Origin of the sequence: Streptococcus sp. Marseille-Q3604 (genome assembly GCF_916619785.1) — a bacterium.
GTDB lineage: Bacteria > Bacillota > Bacilli > Lactobacillales > Streptococcaceae > Streptococcus.
On sequence record NZ_CAKAKM010000002.1, the window covers coordinates 286,722 to 308,591 of the forward strand.

The window sequence follows — 21,870 nt, forward strand, 5'->3', positions numbered from 1 at the left end:
GATTTTTTTACTAATTACGTCTAGCAAAGAGTCGCAAGATATTCAAGAATAAGTTAATGAAATCCAAGTAAAGACTAAGTGCCATAGAAACTGCCCATCCATCTGTGACCTGACCATTGGTACCATAATATACCTTCTTAATCATCTGGTTATCGTAGGCAATTAAACCTGAGAAAATAAGAATTGATACAATACTAATCACAAAACTCATCATGCTACTTGCAAAGAAAATATTAATCAAGCTAGCCACAATAATCCCAATCAAGGCTGCCATAAGGAACTTGGCCATGCCTGATAGATCTCGCTTAACGGTAACTCCGATAAGTGCCATGATAAAGAAAACAATGGCAGTGCTAAGGAAAGCTTGGAAAACAATGGCTTGCGTATATTGTACGATGATAAAGCTAAGTGTAAATCCATTCAGAGCAGAATAAACCAAAAATAAAGGTAGAGCCGCAGGTGTATTCCTTCTTGCAGCACCACTAGCCAAAAAGACCAAACCAAACTCTAAAAAGAGTGCCGCCATGTAAACCCAAGAATAATTCATGAGAATGTTGACAAAAAGATGCGAAAGAGGGAAGAGCATCAGATAAGAGATGACTGCTGAAAGTCCCACTCCCATACCGACAAGACCATAAATCTTTCCGAAAAAGCGGTTCAAGCCCGCATCACTAGTTGTATAAATTGCATTTGATTCCATAGTTATCTCCTAAAAATAATGAATTATTGGTGGTGGCTTTGTAGAGTCTTGCGACGGAAAAACTTACGATTTTTGATTCGATTTCGTAAGGGTGTCGCTGCTTCTTTAACCGCCCAATACTTATCCACCATAGTAACAATATAAGATTCCTTATACTTCGGCGGCGCAATCGTTGCTCCCCACATATGCTTGAGGATAATATCCTCTTCTTTTTTATTCAGATTAACAAGCTTTCTGGCATTACGAACAGCAATACGTGGGTGTACCCAAGCATGACTCTTGTTAAATTTAGTCACTCGCCAATCATAATAGAAAAAGTCATGTAAGAGACCACCTCGAGCTGTGCTCTTGGCATCCCAGCCAAATTTTTTAGCAATCTTATAGCTGGTGTAACTAACATTAACCGAGTGTTCTAAACGTGTCGAATGATGGTGTTGTACAATCCCATCCAATTTTTGAAAACGTGGATGAGAAATCAAATGTCCCACAACTTCCATGAATTCTTTATCATCTTCTGGTCGTTTCATAATAATACCTCATTAATGTTTCTAATGCTTCTTCATTATACCACTAGTACTTAAAATTACTTTAAAAGTCAGTTGTTTTCTCCTAAAATCATCCTTGAGACCTAGAGACTAAACATGAGAATTCCTGCTGCAACAGCAACATTCAGACTCTCCGCCTGACCTGGCATGCTAATATGTACGAGTTGATCAGCAGACTCAGCCATTTCCTGACTAATTCCCTGCCCCTCATTTCCCATCACTAGGGCAAAGTTGCCATCTGTCTTAACTGCTTTATAGTCAACGGAAACATCGGAAAGAGTTGTTGCTAAGACGGGTATACCTTGTTTTCTGCAAGCCTCAACCATGTCAAGAATTGGTCCACGATAGATTGGAAGGTGGAAATGACTTCCCTGCATAGAACGCAAGGTCTTCTGATTATAAATATCAGCTGATTTATCCGACAAAAATACTCCGTCATAACTTGCGGCATCTGCTGTTCGAATCATTGTTCCTACATTACCAGGGTCCTGAACATCCTCCAAGAGAAGATACTTCCCTGAGAGAGACTTTGGCAAGGCTTGAGATTGTTTAGCAACTTCTACCACAATCCCTTGAGGTGTCTGAGTTTCACAGAGTTCCTTAAGCACCTCTGGACTAACCAACTTAACCTTAGACATATTAGCCACACGATCAGCCATTTCCTCAAGTACGAAAACTTGAAGAATCTCGGCACCGCTTGCCTTTGCTTCCTCAAAAAGATGCCATCCTTCTAAAAGATAGCTAGTTTTACGGTGCTTACGCTGCAATAATTTTCTAGCAGACTTAATGCTAGCATTTTGCTTTGATTGAATGATTTCCATACACTCATTATAGCAGAAATCCCCTGATAAATCTTGGACTTGACCGACTTTATAGCAAGGATTATACTAAAAGAAAGAGCTTTCAAAAGGAGGTCATGGACCATGCAAAAAGTACGATTATTAGTCTCAGGAAGAGTCCAAGGTGTTGGTTTTCGTTATTCAACCTATGCTCTAGCACTAGATATTGGAGATATATGCGGTCGGGTTTGGAATAATGACGACGGTACTGTTGAAATTCTAGCTCAGTCAGATAACCCTTCTAAGTTAGCTAAATTTATTCAAGAAGTTCGAAAGGGACCTTCAAAATGGTCTAAAGTAACCTATGTCGATGTGACCATGGCTAACTTCCCTAATTACAGCGATTTTCGCATGGCTAATTAAGGTCGGAGCTCCGTTTTTAACTTGTTCTCTTCCTTAAAAAAAGGTAAAATAGACAAGTATAACTAAAAAACAAAAGGAATGATATTGTGAATAAAAATCAAAAACGTCTAGCCCTGATGGGACTTGCTGCCAGCATGCTTCTCTTCCTATCAGGATGTGTGAGCCTTGATAAGTCTGGTAATCCTACTGGTTGGGTTTGGAACCTACTTGGTCGCCCTATGAGCCACGTCATCACCTACTTCGCACATAATTTAAATCTGGGATTTGGTCTTGGCATTATCTTCGTAACCATCATTGTTCGTTTGATTATCTTGCCACTTGGTCTTCACCAATCTCGTAGCGCAGCCTACCAAGCAGCAAAACGTGAATACCTTGCGCCTATCTTAGAACCAATTAACGAACGTTTGCGCAACGCTGAAACTCAAGAAGAAAAAATGGCTGCCCAGTCTGAACTCATGCAAGCTCAGCGTGAAAACGGTCTAAGCTTGATGGGCGGTGTCGGCTGTCTTCCTCTATTGATTCAGTTCCCATTCTTCTCAGCACTCTACTATGCAGCACGTTACACTCCTGGTGTACTCAAGGATAACTTCCTCTGGTTTAACCTTGGTCACCGTGACTTCCCATTGATTATCATCATCGCAGCGCTTTACTACTTCCAATCTTGGTTGTCTATTCAACAAGTTCCTGAAGAACAACGTAAACAAATGGCAGCGACGATGTACAGTATGCCAATCATGATGATCTTCTTTGGTATTAGCTCACCTGCAGCCGTAATCCTCTACTGGTTCGTTGGTGGTATCTTCTCTATTATCCAACAGTTGATTACCAACTACATCATCAAACCTCGCTTGAAAGAAAAAGTTGCTGAAGAGTTCAAAAAGAACCCTCCAAAAGCACCTCGTACAACACCAAGCAAGCGTAAAGATGTGACACCAAAAAATACTCAAGCAATTGCGAGCAAACCAAAGAAAAACCGTAACGCCGGTAAGCAAAATCGTAAATAAGCTACAAAGCACTCTTGGAATTTTCCAAAAGTGCTTTTCTTATAGACTAATTCAGACTAACCTAATTCCTAATAGCGCCAACAAGCAAAAAAGGAGTGCGACAGAACGACTGTTTTGTCTCACTCCCACTAGTTTCAAATATTGAACACCTTAATTCCAACAGTCACCTAGGCTGTTTTTTCTACACTAAGGATTTCCACAGAGTAGCTACCTGCTGGTGATTCGATAGCGACTTTGTCGCCAACTTTCTTACCAATCAAGGCTTGAGCAATCGGACTTTCATTTGAAATCTTACCTGAGAAGATATCAGCACCGGCTGCACCAACGATATGATAAGTATCTTTGTCGTTTGTACCAACTTCTTGAACAACAACAGTTTTACCAATTGCAACTTCGTCATTAGCAACAGCATCACTATCAACGATTTCTGCATAACGAATTTTTGTTTCAAGAATTTGAATTTGTCCTTCAACAAAGGCTTGCTCGTCTTTGGCTGCTTCATACTCAGAGTTTTCTGAAAGGTCACCATAAGAACGTGCAATCTTAATACGTTCTACAACTTCTGGACGACGGACGAGTTTGTACTCCTCCAATTCCGCTTCAAGTTGTTCTTTCTCCGCTTGTGTCATTACATATGTTTTTTCTGCCATTTTTTTCTCTTTCCTATTTTTTGAGCCCTTGGCTTTATTTTCAAAATCACTCTTTGTTTGCTTGATTTTAATGAGCCAATCAGACTATTTATCTTTTAGTTTGCTATTAATGTAAGTTTCAACGTTATGCTGATGCTCTTCATAGCTTTCAGCAAAATAAACATTACCAGTAGTTACATCTGCAACAAAGTACATGTACTTGGTAGATGATGGATTGATAACCGCTTCAATTGCAGACAGACTAGGACTGTCCACAGGACCTGGCATCAACCCCTTATGAACATAATCATTATAAGGGGAGTCAATGTTTGTGTCAATAGTTGCATCCTCTTTCAAGGTCGTTTCCTGACCAAGTTTTCCAAGAGCATAAAGAACTGCAATATTACTTTGTAGAGCCATGTCTGAGTTAAGACGATTATAGAAGACGCTCGCAATATTTTTACGGTCGTCATCTGTAGCTCCTTCTTTTTCCACAAGAGAAGCTAGGGTCAAAATTTCATTAACATTGTGCCCGCTAGATGAAATCGTCGCATAGTAAGGTGATAGGTAGGTGTCCATCGTTGACAACATTTCCTCTGCCAAAGATTCCACCGTCGTATCGTCATGAATGTTATAAGTCGCTGGGAACAGATACCCCTCTAGGACATACTTAGCATCCGTAGAATTCGGAAGGTTGGCCAACAAGGTTGGGTACTTCGCTTTCATCTTAGTAATGAAAGCATCATCCTTCATCAGCTTCAAGAAATCTTTTGCCTTAAGTCCAGTTGATGTTTTTTTGCCTTTTTTCGCTGAGGAATTAACTTCAACTGCCTTAGCAATTTGATCAATGGTGTATCCTTCTTTGACCAAGACCGTACCAAGAGATGGCTCCTGAGGTTTATCACTTCCTTTTTTCTGAAGTGCCTCAATAATTTCATCCATAGTCATGCTAGCCTGAAGGTTGTAATAACCACTTTTCAGATTTGAGATGTTTTTAAACTTGGTATAGTAATTAAAGACCTTACCAGACTTAATGACACCAGCTGATTCCAATAGTTGACCAATATAACTGCTACCTGAATTTTCAGGAATTTCAACACTAACAAACTTAGTTGAATTAACATCTTTTGCGCCAACAGCATCACTAACATAACGATAACCAAAGAATGCAGCTACTGACAAGATAAGTAGCAAGAAGATAATAATATTTCTTGCAATTTTACCAGCACGACGGTTATTTTTATTGCGTTTGTGATTTCGGTTAGAACGTGAAATCGGCTCTTCGTCGACAATATCAGCCTGTTTAACATCTTTTGGCGAAGACTTTTTCTTCTTCACTTTCTTACCTTTCTTTTTCTTAGGTTTTCCAGAGGGTTCTAGAGAAATACTCTCATCATCCTCATTACCATCAGCCACTAGCTCTGATTGAACCTTTTCTTGCGACGCTTGGTCACTTGTTGCATGATGTTCCTGCAAGAATGCTTCTTTTTGACGTTCTGAGGTCAATTTGGCCTCCAATTCTTTAGGGTCTGTATAAATAGCTTCGTTAGACTTAGCTTCAATGAGCTCCTTGGCAACATCTGCAGGAATATACTCCTCTTCAGATGCTTCGTTAAGGCTAGTTTCCCAAACTGGACGTTTAAAACGACGTTTCGACGTTTCAGTCTCCTGAGGAATATTTACCTTTTTCTCCTCCTCAATAGGTTCTTTAGAAATAGACGCTTCATTTGAATGAGCATCAGACACTAAAGACTCAGCTTGAGAAACAGAAAACAAGCCAACACTATCTTGTTGAGAATCTTGAGCCGTCTCAGAAGTCATAGATTTAGCGAAAGCACTATGAGAAACAGAATGTGAACTAAAATCTTGGTTACTTACTTTATTGGACGCTGAGGTACTATGTGTTGTAGCGCTCTCAGCTGACGTTGAACGTGGTGTCTCGGGCATAGTTGCACTTTTATTATGCTCCTCCTCGCGAAGAGAACGGAGCCATGTTGCTTCTTGTAAATCTCGAAGAATCTGATCTTTAAAGCTTAGGCTATCTTCAGCAGATTCCGAGTGTTCATTAAACTTGTCCGTCAAGGCATACCTCCTCTATAGTAACAAACGCCATTATATCTTAAAAAGTCAGTTAATGCAAATCAATTGGTCCTTTGTCACAGTAACGTAACACTGAATTCAATGGGTTTCTGGATTCTCCCAAACCATATTATACCAAGTGCTACCGCCATGATTTGATTCTGATTCTCCTTCATCAGTGAAGCCATTCATCTCATAATAGGCAATCAGGTAATCATGGCAAGTCAAACTAATACCTTGGCGTTTTTGGGCGATAGCTAGATCCTTAAGCGCTGCAATCAAGGCTGTACCAATCCCTTGCCCTTTAAAATCTTTGGAGATAGACAAACTAGTAACTGCAATAAAGCCTCCTTGACTAGCATTAGGAACCACCTTATGGAACAAGTCATCTGTAAGATAACGTTCCGCAATCACAGGCCCTTCAATGTAGCCAGCTACAACGCCATCAATTTCAGCAATTAGAAAGGTATCACAAATCGTCTTTAAACGCTCCGCAATAGCCTCTGGAGTTGCAGCCTCTTCAGGTGAAAAATTATCTTGTTCGATACGGACAACATCAGCCCAATCATCCTCTCGGGCATGTCGAATAAGCATACTAAATTCCTTTCTATTAAGAGAAAGAGCTGAGCGAAATCGCTACAGCCCTTAATATATTACATGTGTGTTTGCAAGCTTGCTAGGAGCTCTTCAAACGAGCGTTCGTAAAGTTGGATATCCCCAGCTCCCATAAAGACATAAACAGCATTGTCATGATCAAGGAGAGGTGAGACATTTTCAACTGTAACCACTTTGGCCGGTTTATTGATCTTAGCAGCAAGATCTTCAACCTTAACATCACCATGATCAACTTCACGCGCTGAACCATAAATTTGCGCCAAATAAACAGCATCTGCTTCGTTCAAAGCTTCAGCAAATTCATCAAGAAGAGCAATGGTACGTGTGAAGGTATGTGGTTGAAAAATAGCAACAATCTCTTTAGATGGGTACTTTTGGCGTGCTGCATCAAGCGTTGCAATAATTTCAGTTGGATGGTGAGCAAAGTCATCGATGACAACAGTACCACTGATAATTTTCTCTGTGAAACGACGTTTAACACCTGAGAAAGTTTTAAGGTGTTCTGCAACCAAGTCCATGTCGAAACCAGCTACATAGAGGTTCCCAATAACCGCAGTTGCATTCAAGATATTGTGACGACCATAGGCTGGCACATGGAATTCTCCAAGAATTTGTCCATCGTGTTTTACCTTGAAATTAGAACCTGTCGTTGTACGAACAATGTCTGTTGCCATAAAGTCATCATTTTCTTCGAAACCGTAGTAATAGATTGGCGCATTGGCTGTAATCTTACGAAGGTGTGGATCCTCACCGTAAACAAAGAGTCCTTTTTGCACTTGCTTAGCATAATCATCAAAGGCAGAGAACACATCATCGATACTTGTAAAGTAATCAGGATGGTCAAAATCAATGTTAGTGATGACTGAGTATGCTGGGTGGTATGGCATGAAATGACGTTCATATTCATCAGACTCAAAGACAAAGTATTGTGCATTAGCAGAACCTCGACCAGTTCCGTCACCGATAAGGTATGACGTGTCTGTGATATTTTTCATAACATGTGACAAGAGACCTGTTGTAGAAGTCTTACCATGTGCACCTGCCACACCAAAGCTAGTGAATTGATCCATGAAGTGACCCAAGAACTCGTGATAACGCTTAAAGCTGTAGCCATTTTTAATCGCATAAGCAACTTCAACGTTGTTGTCTTCACGAAAGGCATTTCCAGCAATCAATTCAACATCTTCTGTGATGTTTTTTTCATCGAAAGGAAGGATAGGAATACCTGCTTGCTCAAGACCACGTTGAGTGAAGTAATATTTTTCCACATCTGAACCTTGAACCTTGTGTCCCATTTGGTGGAGCATCAAAGCCAAAGCTGACATACCAGATCCTTTAATTCCAATAAAATGATAAGTTTTTGACATAGTTTCTCCTTACAATCGCACTGCGATTAGTTTGCGTCTTCTAAATGCGTCAAATTTAATTCTTGAGCAACTCGGTGTTCACGGTAAGTTTGACGTTCTGGGTAATTATAAACCTGGCTACGTTTCAAGAAGTCATAGCTATTTTTCTTGACGTTCTTACGAGATGGGTTACTAGGCTGTTGATAGGTTGGAGCCACTTCTGCCAAGATGTAAGAATCCTGTTGCAGACGATTTGCCAAGTGATGGATTTTTGAGTGTTTCCCGTTAGGTGCTAAAGTTCGCTTGATAGCACTTACAGGAGCTCCCAAGATAGATGCTGTCACTGGCCCTTTATCCGTTGTTACAGCAGCTGGCTCAACAGTAGCCTCAAAGCTTGGCTTAGCTTCTACCTTAGGCTTAGCAGTTAGTTGACGGCTATTAGTATGTTTGGTTTGTTGAACTTCTTGGCGGAGGAATTTTTGGCGTTTCTCACGGACATCACGCTTAGCCTTTTCACGGGCTTCCTCTGCATAAGTCATGCCAGCTTCTTGTGTCTCCACTCGTTTTGAAGCCTGCTTACGATTGCTAGGCTTAGCTGACAAGAAATCATAGTTCGGCAACAAATCATTGTAGTCCTTATCTTGGTAAGGGCCACGGATATTTGTGATTAAATCTTCATTTTCATATAGGCGCATAGAGACCGGTTCTTGCAAGCAAGATTCCCCGTCTGGAATCAGCGGAAATTGTCGTCTTTGGCGATGCATAAAAGACTTCCTTTCGTTTTCGAGATGATGCGTATCTTAATATAAACAATCGGGAATGTGAAGATACGTCTTGCAGTATTCTATTATAGCCTAATTCAAAAGATTTGCCTAGTAGCATTTTCACGTATTAGTATTCAAATATCAAATGTAACAAATTAAGATATTGCAATACCAAGAATTTCTTTAATATCCTCAACGGTCATGCTGGCACGGCTTTCATTACCATCCAAGACGGTTGTTACAAGGTTCTTCTTGCCTTCTTGAAGCTCAAGAATTTTCTCTTCAATAGTCCCTCTTGTAATCAAACGGTAAACTTCGACATTTTGTTCCTGACCTATACGATGCGCACGACTAATAGCCTGCAATTCTACCGCTGGATTCCACCAAAGGTCAATCAGAATAACCGTATCAGCACCAGTTAGATTCAGTCCCACTCCTCCTGCTTTTAGAGAAATCAAAAAGGCATCTCGACTTCCTTGATTGAAGGCTCTGGTCATCTCTTGACGACTATCAGATGGCGTTGACCCTGTTAGCTTATAAGAGGAAATACCTAATTCTTGTAAGAGCCCCTCTGTAATATCTAACATCCCACGAAATTGTGAAAAGATAAGAACACGGTGGTCTGATTCCTTAATTTGACTAAGCAACTCTCTTAGGCTATCTAATTTTCCGCTATCTCCAGCATAGTCCATAAAAAGAGCTGGGGTATCACAGATTTGTCGTAAGCGGGTAATTCCTGACAAAATTTCCACCTTACGACGGTTGATTTCCTGATCACTTGCAGAAATTAAACCTTGCTGCATCTGTTGCAATTGCGCTAAATAGATAGCCTTTTGAGCATCTGACAATTCACTTTGGTGAGTGATTTCAATCAAATCTGGTAAATCAGGAAGGACCTCTTCTTTCCTACGTCTTAGAATAAAGGGAGAAATATACCTAGCCACTTCCTTTGGTGTTAACTTAAGGAAAGTTTTCTTAGCCGGTAAAAGTCCTGGTAGAATAATTTGGAAAATAGACCAAATCTCCAACAAATGATTTTCAATAGGCGTTCCAGATAGTGCTAAGCAATGTGGAACAGAAAAATCACGTAGATATTGGGCAATCTTTGTCTGTGTATTCTTCATGACCTGAGCCTCATCGAGAATGAGATAGTCATATTTACCAGCCTTGTAGGCATCAAAATCCTGACGGAAGGAAGCATAGCTTGTAATAATAATCTGGTGGTCTTCAGCAATGATGTCATCACGTCTTGGCTTGAGTCCATAAGAAACCGCTACATCTAACTGAGGAGCGAACTTTTTAAACTCATCCTGCCAATTGTAAATCAGGCTTGATGGTGACAAAACCAAGACTCGTTGCTCTTCTTCTAAATGTGCAGAGAGATAGGCAATGGTCTGCAAGGTTTTTCCCAACCCCATATCATCGGCCAAGATACCGCCAAAACCATAGTGATGCAACATAGATAGCCACTGAACACCCTTTTCCTGATAGGGACGAAGGTCAGCTTCTACCTTATAAGTTGGCAAATCAAAGGTCTCTGGTTTACTCAAATGTTGCGTTAAGAGTTGGAAATCTTTTGAAAAACGAACAGAATCACTTTCTGAAAGAGCATCCATTAATTGATAGGCAGTCAATTGATTTAGTTCTAGGTGACCTTGCCCTGAATATCGAGCTCTTAGAGTTTTGAGACTCTCACTAATACGATGCGTCGCTTCGTCAAAAACAATCAACTGACCACTACGATTGATAAAATAGGGCGAACTTTCCATCAAAGCTGCTAAAGCATGATCCACATCTTCATCGTCAAGACTTGAAAAATCAAAGGAAATATCTAATAAATTCCCCTGACGCTCTACCTGAACCTGTGGGCTCTGTTCAACCCGTAAGTCACGCAACTCCTGCCCAATCAGAACCGTCCCTGTATTTTCAAATTCTGCTAGAGTATTCGTAAAGAAATCATAGAGCTCTTGACTGCTACTTAATCGTTTAGATGACTGAAAATCAGGGGTGAATTCATGCTTAGCCATCAAACGGAAAACAGCCTGCTCATGACGATAGTTACTCGTAAATCCTAAATGACTCAACTCTTGTCGATTATGGACTAGGAAACCATCAAAATCAAAGGCTAATGTAAGTATAACCTCACTGTCACCTTTCAGGTCAAAGTGAAATCTCGGTGTAAAATCCTTGATATTAAAGGCTTTAGGAGCTTTAACTGGTCCCATAGTCCTAAAATCAAAAAGACTAGCAGCCAAGATGGCTTGTTCATCGAGATTAAAGCTGACATGCTTATTCAAATCGCTTCCGATTGGAAGAGAGCGTAAACCAACCAAAAGTTTTTGTTGTTTTCGATTCAAACGATAAAAAACACCTTGATAAAAGAGAATACGATTATTAAAAAAGGCCTGACTATTCTTCTCAGCAACAGTCAATTCAATCATCTTAGGCTCGACAGAAATATCAAACGAGAAGAGATGGGCATCAGCAGTCAAATCCTCAACCAAAAGTCGGTGATATTCGGTTCCTTCCCATTCAAACCTAAAGCCATCCAAATCTTGCATCCGTCTCAAACCTTCCTCAAAAAAACCGTAGGGGAGACAAAGATGACGTGCATTATTCGGTAAAATAAAGTCTAAATTAGTCTTGGCTTCATCTGGAATCATCCGTCCTAAGAAGTCTAAAAATGCCTGTGAAGCCTGGTCAAATTGAATAAGCGATAGGGGTTCATAATAGTTCTTACCTATCTGATAATAACCCTCAGCCTCTACAAGTTTGAGAAAGGCAGGAATATCTCGAATAACATAAGAACGTTCATCTGGTAAGCGACGTAAACGTATACTCCACCAAATCTCTGAACCAAAGGTCGATTCCTCTCCTTCTACCATCAAGCTATATCTAACAGTATCATCCTCATTTAGGGAAAGACCTTCTAAAAATAAGCCACCAAAAGAGTGACCTCGCTCTTGGCCCTGAGAGGACTCTTGTTCCTCTTCCAATTCTGCCAAGAGACGCTGGCCTTCTTTATCGTTTTTTAGATAATACTCAATCGCTGCCAAATGGGGACAATAGCCTTTTTGAGAGAAATAATCACAGTCACACGTGATTTCAGAATCGTTGAGTGCATAAATTAAATGATGTTGGTCAACTGTTGTATCCAACTGAGTTTCTGAGACCTGATGAATGGTAATGAGATCCTTTTCAAAAAGTTCAATACCCTCATTACGGACTCTACCCGGCATCAATTTTGCCATAGTATTCACCCCTATCTTATCCCTCTATTATAGCACAAAATCCTTATAAACTAGGCCTTCACCAAGATAAAACAAAAAAACACTCCCGAAGGAGTGTCGCAGATTATTATTCGTAATCAAGTTTATCTGAGTGACCTGAACCATTACCAACATAGTAACCTGTCTTACAGTTGATACTGAAGAGATAAGTTCCATCTGGAAGGTACAAGTTGTAGTAACCATTACCATTGATGATATTAACTGGCTCAAGAATGAAGTTATCTCCTGAGAAGTAACCACGTGAATGTGAGTCATTGATGATCTTATCAAGAACACCATCAGCCCATGTCCAAGCTGGGTTACTTGTATCTGCTACTACGTTTGCATTATAAGGCACACGTGAGCGGTCACGTTGAAGGATTGATGGGTTATAATTTGTGATTCCGCGTGTTACAACTGTTGAAGCTGCAGCTGAGCCACCAGTAGTTCCTCCAGTCGCACCAGTTGAACCTGCTGAACCTGCTGAGTTAGCTGCTCCATTTTGCGCTCCAGAAGTATTTGATGCGGCCGCACCACCGCCATTAGAAGCTGCTCCAGATGCGTTATCACCTGAAGGTGCAGCAGGACTAGCAGTATTAACACTTTCAGAAGCTGTCGCTGCAGACGTTGCACTCGCAGCCTTAGCTTTTTCTTCAAGTTGAGTCTTACCACCCTTAATAGCTTCTTGAATAGTGCTATCGAGACTCGCGTTCCCAGTTGTTGTTACACTTTCTGGAAGATTATTAAAGTTGGCATCTGATTTAACAGCGATAGAGGCATTATAGCTACCATCTACAAGAGCATCTGACTCAAACTGACTGTTAATCTTTTGTACAGCTTCAATTTGTTTCTTCAAGTTATCATATTTTTTCTTAGCTGCATCATAATACTTGGTTTTCTCCAATTTCTTGAGCAGTTTTTCCAAATTTGATAACTTACCAAATTGATCATTAGCGAGTTTTGTTTGCTCGTCATCTGTGAAGAAATTCTTATACATTTCTTCAAAGGCCTTATTATCAGCAGCTGACGTATCCTTGCTTGATGATGATGTCACTGCTGAAGAAGCTGTGCTTGTTGTTTTCGCCGATTGGCTATGTGTTCCTTTATAAAGAGCATAGCTACCACCGATAATAGCTAAAGCAAGAACTGCTAGAGCACCGATAACAACACCTTTACGACGGTAAACTGGAATGTCACCATCAAAGGCACTCTTATGCGATGGTGAAATAGACTCTGAAGAGATTCTGTCTTCTGCAGATGGGCGATTAACTGCCATAGACACTTTTGGTGTTGTCTTTTCTTCATCAGCTTTTGCTCCAGTTACCCCTGCCACTGTTGATGCAATAGCTGCCAAATCAATAGTGTCTGAAATAGCAGCATCATCCAACAAAGGTTTTGAAGCTTGTGGCTCAGTATCGTCAATATTGGCAACAGCAGGATTTTTTGGTTCTGGATTATCAATGTTAGCAATCAAAGGATTGTTATCATCAATATTATCTACCAATGCATCGTTATAGGCTGGCTGATTAGTTGAAGTAGATGAATCAGCGAGTGCATCACCAAGGTCAAATTTTTCTGTTTCTGACGTGATGAAACGATCAGCATTCGTTGACGTAATGATAACTTCAGAACTTTGACTTTCTGGTTCTGCAATAACCTCAGGTTCAACAGGAGCATTTGGCAACTGCTTGTCAATATGAGATTGAGTCTCATCAGCCTTGTTATCTGTAGCACCAAAACCAAATGTGACCGGTGTTACTTCTTCAGTAGCTGTTGTTGAGTTGATTGACTCATTAGCCATTGATTGACCAATCAAACCTGAATCCGCAAACTCCTGACGTTGCTTTTGAATAAAAGCATCCAAAGGTGATGTGTCGCCATCAGCTTCAATTTTCTTTGAAAATTTTTGTGAGGCAACTTCTTCGCGGTGTTGCTTGATATACTTATCCAAAATGCTATCTGTTTCTGTTACACCAGCATTAATCTCAGCTTCTTTGCGGACAGCCTCACCGACTGTCATTTCCTTGGCATCTTGGAAATCTAGCTCTTGGCTACCTTCATAGCCATTTTGTGTTTTATCTTCTGACACGTTTAATTTACCTTTCTAGCCTCAGAACGGCGAACACGCTCACCAAAATATTGATACAAATCAACACGGAGGGTCCCGTTATAAAGCTTACGTTTTTTATCGGCTTTCATACCGTATTTGCTTTCAAATTGTTCATCGCTGGTCAAGATAAACTTGCTCCAAGTTTTAAGTGGCGCAAAAGTTTGACCCATTTCATTATACAAGATATCCACAGCCTTGTCATCCAACAAACGCTCACCATAAGGAGGGTTTGAAATAATGACACCATTGATTTTATCTGTTTTCAGGTCCTGTAAACGCATTTGTTTCAATTTAATAACATCTTCAAGACCTGCCTCACGAGCATTGGCTTTTGCGATCTCAACCATACGGCCATCAATATCACAACCCATAATGTCTAATTCAACATCATAGTTTGCCTTGCTATCTGCTTCATCACGTACCAACTGTACTAAATCTTTATCCACCCAATTCCATGCTTCAAAAGCAAAATCACGATTAAATCCTGGCGCAATGTTCATACCAATCATTGCAGCCTCAATACAGAAGGTCCCTGAACCACAAGTCGGGTCAATCAACGGTTTATCCGGATACCAGTTACTAAGTTCAAGGATAGCAGCCGCCATATTTTCCTTAATAGGTGCCCCACCTTTATCAGTACGATAGCCACGCTTAAAGAGACTAGCACCTGTGGTATCAATCAAAACTGTAGCCTTATCCTTTAAAATAGAAACTTCAATCTTAAATTCTGCTCCTGTTTCTTGAAGAGGCACTCCTTCTGGACGGTGGAAATACTTCTGCAATTTCTTAACGACAGCTTTTTTGGAAATCGCCTGAACAGATGGCTCATTATGAAGCTTTGATTTCACACATTTAGCTTTAGAAATTGGGAACTTTGCACCTAGCGGAAGATAATTTTCCCAGTCTAAGGCAAAAACTCCCTGAAAGAGTTCCTCAAAAGTACGTGCTTGAAATTCACCCACTACAATCTTGATACGGTCTGCTGCTCTCAACCAAAGGTTGGTTTCAGCAATTGCACGAACACCGCCTTGGAAACGCACCTTACCATTTTCAACCTGAGTGTCATAACCTAACTCACGCAATTCACGTCCAACCACAGCTTCAAGACCTGCTGCTGCAGTTGCTACTAATGTAAATGTTTCTTTCATTGTCATCCTTTTATCTCATTGTTAAGAGTACAAACTTTTTTAACTGATGGCTTATTTTTCCACTCTTTTCTTTAGAAGATATAGTTGTAAAAGAGAGAATTCCTGCTAAAAGAAGGCTGAGACATGTGTCCCAGCCTCACCTATATGCAATTTTCTATAAGCCATGTTTTGTTCCAGAAGTGACTAGGTACCACTTCCTTCGATAATCATCTGTCTACTGCAAAGCAGTCAGGATGGTCCGTTCGTTTCCAGCCATCCCATGCCCCTACCAAAGTTTGGGTTGCTAGCTTGAGGGGTTTACCGCGTTCCACTTTTTAGGTTTCCCTAAAAACTCCGTCACTGTGGCACTTTCAGAGCTACTAAAACCTATCCGAAGACTTAGCCAGTTCACTCGCCGTAACTTGAAAATCAAGTCCCTAGGCTTATTAATTCACCTAGCACAAACACTACTGGCATCACAGCCAGTGCTAGCATGGACTTTCCTCATGGAAGACTAGCAACCATGCGATTATCCAAAAATTGCACAAACCAGTTTTATTCGACGATTTGTTTTCCAAAGACCTCTTTCTCCAAACGACTGATACGTTTTAAGATATCATAGTTTGAAGCCGAAGCAACATTGGCATTCGCACGTGATGGCTCACTTGTCGCACTTGCGTATGCTGGGCGACTAGCAGGAGCTGATGAAGTCTTAGCCTTCAGTTTTGCATTTTCTTCTTGCAATTCCTTAACTAGAGCAATATAGACACCGTAATCTTTGATTACATCGTCTAGAAACTCATCAACTTCTTTTTTATCGTATCCACGCATGCTTGTTTTAAATTCTTGTTCGTAGATTTTCTTGGGCGTTAAATTAATCTTAGCCATTTTTATTCTCCAATACTTGTCTTATCTAACTTACTAATACTTTACTGTCTAATGTTTTTATGATACAGAAAAAAAGATAAAAATGCAAGTTTAAAATTCAATTATATCCTATTCCGACATGACTTCATTGAGGTCATCAAAAGTCAGTCTAGATACGGGATAACCCCTTGCTTCTAACATCATACCGTAAAAATATTTCAGATTTGTTTCATTTTCAGGTTCATAAAATAAATAAGCTTGATCTGTATTGTCAATGAGAAACTGATTAAATTGTTTAAACTGTGCTGGAGATTGGTAAGTAGGGAAGCTGTACTTGACAAAATCAACCTGCTTAAAGGCCGCTAGTTTTGTTTGATTCGCTTCATTCCAATTCTGACCATGCGTTTCAAAAGGGAAGAGGGTCGCTAACTTCAAAGGATAGTCTTTTTGAAGTTCTTTGGCTACTTCTAGTGCCCAAAATTCAAAACCGAGGTTCCCAGTAAAAATCATCCAATCCACACCATCATCCAAGAAACGCTTCAAATCACGTTTGATTGCTTTCTTGATAATGGTTACTTTAGAATCCTTGTCTTTAAAAATACCCAGTTCAAAGCTCTTATAGCCAGTTACCAGTAGTGATGTCATTTGTTGTTTTCCTCATTCATTTTATGGTATAATAAAATAGTCTTTATGCATATCTTATAAAGAAGAAGGGAAAGAAATGGTAAACTATCCCCATCAGATATCTCGTAAGATAGCACAAGTACGTCCTAAAAAATCAAATAGAGTTGACTTTGCCAATCGGGGGATGAGCTTTGAATCTGCTATTAACGCGACTAATGATTACTATTTGTCGCGTGGTTTAGCCGTTATTCATAAAAAACCTACCCCTGTTCAAATTGTCAAAGTCGATTATCCCAAACGCTCACGGGCGAAGATTGTAGAAGCTTACTTTAGACAAGCTTCTACTACCGACTACTCCGGCGTTTACAAAGGATACTACATTGATTTTGAAGCCAAAGAGACACGACAAAAGACATCCATGCCTATGAAAAACTTTCATGCGCATCAAATTGAGCACATGTCTCAGGTCATCAGTCAAGATGGGATCTGCTTCGTGCTACTTCACTTCTCGACGCTTAAGGAAACCTACCTTCTGCCTGCCAAAGACTTAATCGCTTTTTATCAGATTGATAAAGGGACGAAATCAATGCCTCTTGATTATATCAAAAAAAGAGGCTATGCAATTGCAGAAGTAGCTTATCCTCAAGTTCCTTACTTAGAAATCATTGAAAAATTATTAGGTGGTAACACATAATGGCTAAATTTAATTTCAGCAACTTTAAAGAATCACTTAACGGTTTGACTAAACGTGCTAAAAACATCAAGGTCAAGCGTTCAGATTCTTCTCGCTATAGCAAAGGAAAACGCTCTGCCGCTTCAGACCAAAGTTTGGGCTGGCGTATTGCAAAATACGGATTTATTGGACTGCTTACTTTCTTTGTAGTCTGTGTCATCGCTGGTGGTAGCCTCTTTGCCTACTATGTTAGCAGCGTTCCTAAACTTACCGAGAACAAACTGCAATCAACAAACTCAAGTAAGATTTACGACGCTAATGGTAGTCTTATTGCCGACTTGGGAGCCGAGAAACGTGAGAGTGCATCAACAGATGAAATTCCAACAACTCTAGTTAATGCCATCACCTCTATCGAGGATAAACGTTTCTTCACTCACCGTGGGATTGACGTCTACCGTATCATGGGGGCAGCTGTTAACAACCTTCGTCGTAGCAGCACCCAAGGGGGGTCTACACTCGACCAACAGTTGATTAAGTTGGCTTACTTCTCAACTAACACTTCTGACCAAACCCTTAAACGTAAGTCACAAGAAATCTGGTTGTCACTCCAAATGGAGCGTCAATTCACTAAACAAGAAATCTTGACCTTCTATATTAATAAGGTTTATATGGGTAATGGTTACTACGGTATGAAGACTGCAGCTAAATCTTACTTTGGTAAGGACTTGAGCGACCTCTCTGTTGCCCAAGCAGCTCTTCTTGCTGGTATTCCACAAGCACCAACACAATATGACCCTTATGCTAATCCAGATGCTGCCAAAGAACGTCGTAACACTGTTCTTGACGAAATGTATGAAGACAAGAATATTTCTAAAGAAGAGTACGAGCAAGCTAAAGCAACTGATGTATCAGATGGCCTTCTTCCACTTACGAAGAAAGCTAGCTATGAGCCATACTTAGATAACTACATCAAACAAGTTATTGAACAAGTATCTACCGATGCCAACGCTGATATTTACTCAGCAGGTCTCGACGTCTACACTAACCTTAATCCAGATATTCAAAAATATATCTGGAACGTCTATAATACTAACGACTACGTATACTATCCAAACGATAGTCTCCAAGTTGCTTCTACTATTATTGATGTTACTAATGGTCGTGTCGTTGCCCAATTGGGTTCACGTCACCAAGACGAAAACATTGCACTTGGTACCAACCAAGCTGTTCAAACAGACCGTGACTGGGGTTCTACAATGAAACCAATCACTGACTATGCTCCTGCTATTGAAAAAGGTGTTTATACAAACACTGGTACGACTGTTTACGATAATCCTTACAATTTCCCAGGTTCTTCAACACCAATTTACAACTGGGACCGTAAGTATTACGGAAGCATTTCATTGACTTATGCGATTCAACAATCACGTAACGTAACAGCCGTTAAAGCTCTTCAAGCTGTTGGGTTGGACTATGCCCAGTCCTTCTTGAAGGATTTAGGTATTGAGTATCCAGAAATGTTCTACTCCAATGCCATCTCATCTTCAACATCATCATCAGATTCTAAGTATGGTGCATCAAGCGAGAAAATGGCTGCGGCCTATGCAGCCTTTGCAAATGGCGGTACTTACTATAAACCATCTTACATTAAATCAATCAAATTTGAAGACGGTTCAACAAAATCATTTGATTCTAAAGGTGTCGAGGCCATGTCGCCACAAACAGCTTACATGATGTCAAGCATGTTGAAACAAGTAATGACAGGTGATACAGCGACTGAAGCTTATGTCCCTGGTACATTCAATGCTGGTAAGACTGGTACATCTAACTATGGTGACGATGAATACTACAAGGTACAAAAAGAAAGTGGCGTCTATGCTTATCTTATGGTTCCAGATGAAAATTTCGTTGGTTACAATACCAAGTATTCTATGGCGATTTGGACAGGTTATAAAAATCGTAAAACACCACTTCATGATTCAGACCTTGATATCGCTAAACAAATCTATGGTGTAACAAGTAGCTACCTTAACCAGATGTATGGTGCGGGTTCTGAAGATTTCGATATGCCTAGCGGTGTTTATAATAATGGTAGCTATGTCTTCCTTACTGGTTCTTCAACATCAAATGTTTACACAGGATCACTTGGAACATCTAGCTCATCATCAAGTTTAGACTCAAGCCAAAGCAGTGACTCATCAAGTTCACAAGATAGTCAACAGTACGGTCCTGATGCTTCAACAAATCCATCGACATCGGCCTCTTCTAATGGCTCTGAACATTCAAATTCAAACACTGCTACAGCAGAAGAATAAGAAATAAAAAGGGTTATCTGATTGGATAACTCTTTTTTTACCGATAGATTTTAAAGAAACTATAAAAAACACTGGAAAATTTCCAGTGTTTTCATGTATTGTCTTATTTTGAAGCAAGGGCTCCCATTGGATCCCAAGGAGCAAGTACTTGTGGCTCTGCTTCATAGGCTGCCAATTCTTCAGCTGTAAGGAAGTCTTTGCGGACAACGATTTGATAAGTGTATTCATCCATCCAGGCATCAGAAGCGACAAAGTAACCTTTTTGTCCAACCTTGTCTCCCCAAGAGTTTTCAACCTTCCATTTAACAGGTTTGTCATCGGCATCCAAATCAACCCCAGTCAATACCATGGCATGAGTCATGAGAGATTCACTGTAGTCCAAACGTCCTGCCTTATCTTGAGTCAAGTTAATATCCATGCTAGCTGTAAAGTCATAAACATTAGTTGCAAGAATACCTTTTTGACGGTCTGAAACTTGACCAACATCTGAACCAAACCAAACAGTTTCTCCAGACTTCATCTGTGCAATTGCAAGCTCTTTGAAACGGTCCATTGGGAGGTTGATATAACGAACACTTGGTGCACCTACTACATTACCCAACATCTCAACAGTATAAGATTTCCCGAAAGGTTTATCAGCTGTTGGAGCGTTGATGACTGACACATAGTCGCTGAGTTTTAGACCCACATATTTTTCAAAGAAAGCTTGTGGTGTGATATTTTTCTCAGATTGATAGTTGTCATCTTTATCTCGGTAGGCAAAATCAAACTGACGTGGTGGTAAACCAAGAGTCATGGCAAGATAATTGAAAATTTCTTGAAGAAGCTCTTCCTTCTTAGCTTGAACAGCAGCTTGATCAGCACCACCAGCAATCAAATCACGCAAGATTTGAGCATCTTGACGAAGAAGCTTATTGAGGTATTGATTAAGCTCACGACTATTGCTTGAAGCTACAGATTCTGGATAAACTGATTTTGGCACAACACCATATTTTTCAAAAAGTGATACGACCATATCCCATTGTCCACCATCTTGTTGTGGGGTATCCAAAAGGAATTTAACCTTACGACTGCCAATCTCTTGATCTGCTGTAGCAATGATTTGTTCCAAGAACCAGTTCGATTTTTCATATTTGTCCCAGAAGAAGGTGTGGGCTTGAGAAAGTTCGAAACTTTCCAATTTAAAGTCTGAGATTAATTTATGACGGAAAGTATTTAGTGCCGCAAACATCCAGCAACGTCCTGAAGCCTTTTGGTTAGACACCTCATCTTTAGTCAAATCGATTGAGAAAACATGGTCATTTTCAACTTCTGATTGACGTGTTTCGATAGATTTGAGCAAGCCATTGTGAGTTACAGCATTTTCGATAGCACTGTATTTGGCATTGGCCTCATAGTCTGCAAATAGTTTATCTGTGAAATCTGTTGATAGTGAAGTCATAAGATTCCTCCTTTTAAGCCTTATTCCTCTCTATTTTATCACTAATTTCTGAAAATTCAATTTAAAAATAACCCTAGGTTAAACCTAGGGTTATGACAATCTTATTCCACTTTATCAAACTGCGTTTCAGGTGCTGGTTTCGTTGGTTGACAAGACATGATAAGGAGGACAATGCTTCCAATCAATGAGAAGATAGCCAAGATTGGTATAAGACCTATATAACTTAGAAGTACCCAAGCCGGATGAAATCCTGCATCTCTCAAACGACGGATTTGTAGAGACAATTGAGGGATAAGTTCAATTAAGCTAAAAAGCATTAGTGGCCAAGCATAGGTAATAATTATTTTTTGCAGTTCAGTCGAATTATTCAACAGAGCTGGGTCACTAAGATCAACATTACTGAAGAAAGGAATAAGAACACAAAAAACAGTAAGAATAGTAATAATAATGACATTAACCAAGTAAGCCCACCAGTAGTCTGGACGAGTCGAACGGCCTCTAAAGTCAAAGGCACGCTTCCAAAAATCAATATAAGCTTTGATCATAACTCATTTCTCCTC

At 40.1% G+C, this 21,870-nt stretch carries 19 protein-coding genes and 1 other RNA gene; 4 read left to right on the forward strand and 16 right to left on the reverse strand.

Annotation, left to right across the window (positions count from 1 at the left end):
- Positions 1 to 10 precede the first annotated feature (10 nt).
- The 3 genes from LG375_RS05705 to LG375_RS05715 form a co-directional block, all read right to left on the reverse strand.
- On the reverse strand, positions 11 to 700 hold the full coding sequence (locus LG375_RS05705; protein WP_107372510.1) for a Bax inhibitor-1/YccA family protein: 690 nt from the start codon (positions 698 to 700) through the stop codon (positions 11 to 13).
- Between the two features lie 23 nt (positions 701 to 723).
- Positions 724 to 1,227 (reverse strand): HD domain-containing protein, encoded by a 504-nt coding sequence (locus LG375_RS05710; protein WP_002883682.1) that lies wholly within the window; start codon positions 1,225 to 1,227, stop codon positions 724 to 726.
- 101 nt (positions 1,228 to 1,328) lie between these two features.
- On the reverse strand, positions 1,329 to 2,066 hold the full coding sequence (locus tag LG375_RS05715) for a TrmH family RNA methyltransferase (RefSeq protein ID WP_073685707.1): 738 nt from the start codon (positions 2,064 to 2,066) through the stop codon (positions 1,329 to 1,331).
- A gap of 102 nt (positions 2,067 to 2,168) precedes the next feature.
- On the opposite strand from LG375_RS05715, the gene LG375_RS05720 reads away from it, so the two are divergent.
- Together LG375_RS05720 and yidC are read left to right on the forward strand one after the other, a co-directional pair.
- On the forward strand, positions 2,169 to 2,447 hold the full coding sequence (locus LG375_RS05720) for an acylphosphatase (RefSeq protein WP_037597401.1): 279 nt from the start codon (positions 2,169 to 2,171) through the stop codon (positions 2,445 to 2,447).
- An 86-nt stretch (positions 2,448 to 2,533) separates the two neighbouring features.
- Positions 2,534 to 3,451, forward strand: coding sequence for a membrane protein insertase YidC (gene yidC / locus LG375_RS05725; protein ID WP_037598962.1), 918 nt, complete (start codon positions 2,534 to 2,536; stop codon positions 3,449 to 3,451).
- A gap of 167 nt (positions 3,452 to 3,618) precedes the next feature.
- Here the strand turns inward: yidC and greA are convergent, their stop codons facing one another.
- The 11 genes from greA to LG375_RS05780 form a co-directional block, all read right to left on the reverse strand.
- Entirely contained in the window at positions 3,619 to 4,101 is a 483-nt protein-coding gene (greA, locus tag LG375_RS05730) for a transcription elongation factor GreA (protein WP_002883697.1), read from the reverse strand.
- An 84-nt stretch (positions 4,102 to 4,185) separates the two neighbouring features.
- On the reverse strand, positions 4,186 to 6,162 hold the full coding sequence (gene mltG / locus LG375_RS05735; RefSeq protein ID WP_107372508.1) for an endolytic transglycosylase MltG: 1,977 nt from the start codon (positions 6,160 to 6,162) through the stop codon (positions 4,186 to 4,188).
- 96 nt (positions 6,163 to 6,258) lie between these two features.
- Positions 6,259 to 6,753, reverse strand: coding sequence for a GNAT family N-acetyltransferase (locus tag LG375_RS05740; protein WP_002886517.1), 495 nt, complete (start codon positions 6,751 to 6,753; stop codon positions 6,259 to 6,261).
- Between the two features lie 59 nt (positions 6,754 to 6,812).
- Positions 6,813 to 8,141 carry a UDP-N-acetylmuramate--L-alanine ligase gene (murC, locus tag LG375_RS05745; protein WP_225745471.1) on the reverse strand — a complete coding sequence of 443 codons (1,329 nt, stop codon included), beginning with the start codon at positions 8,139 to 8,141 and terminating at the stop codon, positions 6,813 to 6,815.
- 26 nt (positions 8,142 to 8,167) lie between these two features.
- Positions 8,168 to 8,884 (reverse strand): hypothetical protein, encoded by a 717-nt coding sequence (locus tag LG375_RS05750; RefSeq protein ID WP_002886515.1) that lies wholly within the window; start codon positions 8,882 to 8,884, stop codon positions 8,168 to 8,170.
- Between the two features lie 155 nt (positions 8,885 to 9,039).
- The gene (locus LG375_RS05755) at positions 9,040 to 12,135 is read right to left on the reverse strand and encodes a DEAD/DEAH box helicase (protein WP_225745472.1); all 3,096 of its coding nucleotides are present in this window, start codon (positions 12,133 to 12,135) and stop codon (positions 9,040 to 9,042) included.
- A 106-nt stretch (positions 12,136 to 12,241) separates the two neighbouring features.
- On the reverse strand, positions 12,242 to 14,242 hold the full coding sequence (locus LG375_RS05760) for a cell division site-positioning protein MapZ family protein (RefSeq protein ID WP_225745473.1): 2,001 nt from the start codon (positions 14,240 to 14,242) through the stop codon (positions 12,242 to 12,244).
- Positions 14,243 to 14,244: 2 nt separating this feature from the next.
- Positions 14,245 to 15,411 (reverse strand): THUMP domain-containing class I SAM-dependent RNA methyltransferase, encoded by a 1,167-nt coding sequence (locus LG375_RS05765; RefSeq protein ID WP_175057051.1) that lies wholly within the window; start codon positions 15,409 to 15,411, stop codon positions 14,245 to 14,247.
- Between the two features lie 152 nt (positions 15,412 to 15,563).
- Positions 15,564 to 15,931: RNase P RNA component class B (gene rnpB, locus LG375_RS05770), an RNA gene on the reverse strand.
- Positions 15,932 to 15,945: 14 nt separating this feature from the next.
- Entirely contained in the window at positions 15,946 to 16,278 is a 333-nt protein-coding gene (gene gpsB / locus LG375_RS05775; protein WP_002883687.1) for a cell division regulator GpsB, read from the reverse strand.
- Between the two features lie 108 nt (positions 16,279 to 16,386).
- On the reverse strand, positions 16,387 to 16,902 hold the full coding sequence (locus LG375_RS05780; protein WP_225745474.1) for a DUF1273 domain-containing protein: 516 nt from the start codon (positions 16,900 to 16,902) through the stop codon (positions 16,387 to 16,389).
- A 76-nt stretch (positions 16,903 to 16,978) separates the two neighbouring features.
- Between LG375_RS05780 and recU the strand changes: the two genes are divergently transcribed.
- Together recU and pbp1a are read left to right on the forward strand one after the other, a co-directional pair.
- Entirely contained in the window at positions 16,979 to 17,575 is a 597-nt protein-coding gene (gene recU / locus LG375_RS05785) for a Holliday junction resolvase RecU (RefSeq protein WP_070838895.1), read from the forward strand.
- Positions 17,575 to 19,869 (forward strand): penicillin-binding protein PBP1A, encoded by a 2,295-nt coding sequence (gene pbp1a, locus LG375_RS05790; RefSeq protein ID WP_073689386.1) that lies wholly within the window; start codon positions 17,575 to 17,577, stop codon positions 19,867 to 19,869. The genes recU and pbp1a overlap by 1 nt, the downstream gene beginning before the upstream one ends.
- Positions 19,870 to 19,972: 103 nt before the next feature.
- On the opposite strand, the gene pepC is transcribed toward pbp1a, so the two are convergent.
- Both pepC and LG375_RS05800 read right to left on the reverse strand, forming a co-directional pair.
- Positions 19,973 to 21,310, reverse strand: a complete 1,338-nt coding sequence (pepC, locus tag LG375_RS05795; RefSeq protein WP_225745475.1) for a C1 family peptidase — start codon at positions 21,308 to 21,310, stop codon at positions 19,973 to 19,975.
- Positions 21,311 to 21,411: 101 nt separating this feature from the next.
- Positions 21,412 to 21,855 (reverse strand): DUF805 domain-containing protein, encoded by a 444-nt coding sequence (locus LG375_RS05800; RefSeq protein WP_225745476.1) that lies wholly within the window; start codon positions 21,853 to 21,855, stop codon positions 21,412 to 21,414.
- Positions 21,856 to 21,870 lie beyond the last annotated feature (15 nt).

Coding starts and splice junctions, on each gene's coding strand:
- LG375_RS05705 (WP_107372510.1), bottom strand. CDS start 700: ATGGAATCAAATGCAATTTATACAACTAGTGATGCGGGCTTGAACCGC.
- LG375_RS05710 (WP_002883682.1), bottom strand. CDS start 1,227: ATGAAACGACCAGAAGATGATAAAGAATTCATGGAAGTTGTGGGACAT.
- LG375_RS05715 (WP_073685707.1), bottom strand. CDS start 2,066: ATGGAAATCATTCAATCAAAGCAAAATGCTAGCATTAAGTCTGCTAGA.
- LG375_RS05720 (WP_037597401.1), top strand. CDS start 2,169: ATGCAAAAAGTACGATTATTAGTCTCAGGAAGAGTCCAAGGTGTTGGT.
- greA (WP_002883697.1), bottom strand. CDS start 4,101: ATGGCAGAAAAAACATATGTAATGACACAAGCGGAGAAAGAACAACTT.
- LG375_RS05740 (WP_002886517.1), bottom strand. CDS start 6,753: ATGCTTATTCGACATGCCCGAGAGGATGATTGGGCTGATGTTGTCCGT.
- murC (WP_225745471.1), bottom strand. CDS start 8,141: ATGTCAAAAACTTATCATTTTATTGGAATTAAAGGATCTGGTATGTCA.
- LG375_RS05750 (WP_002886515.1), bottom strand. CDS start 8,884: ATGCATCGCCAAAGACGACAATTTCCGCTGATTCCAGACGGGGAATCT.
- LG375_RS05755 (WP_225745472.1), bottom strand. CDS start 12,135: ATGGCAAAATTGATGCCGGGTAGAGTCCGTAATGAGGGTATTGAACTT.
- LG375_RS05765 (WP_175057051.1), bottom strand. CDS start 15,411: ATGAAAGAAACATTTACATTAGTAGCAACTGCAGCAGCAGGTCTTGAA.
- gpsB (WP_002883687.1), bottom strand. CDS start 16,278: ATGGCTAAGATTAATTTAACGCCCAAGAAAATCTACGAACAAGAATTT.
- LG375_RS05780 (WP_225745474.1), bottom strand. CDS start 16,902: ATGACATCACTACTGGTAACTGGCTATAAGAGCTTTGAACTGGGTATT.
- recU (WP_070838895.1), top strand. CDS start 16,979: ATGGTAAACTATCCCCATCAGATATCTCGTAAGATAGCACAAGTACGT.
- pbp1a (WP_073689386.1), top strand. CDS start 17,575: ATGGCTAAATTTAATTTCAGCAACTTTAAAGAATCACTTAACGGTTTG.
- pepC (WP_225745475.1), bottom strand. CDS start 21,310: ATGACTTCACTATCAACAGATTTCACAGATAAACTATTTGCAGACTAT.
- LG375_RS05800 (WP_225745476.1), bottom strand. CDS start 21,855: ATGATCAAAGCTTATATTGATTTTTGGAAGCGTGCCTTTGACTTTAGA.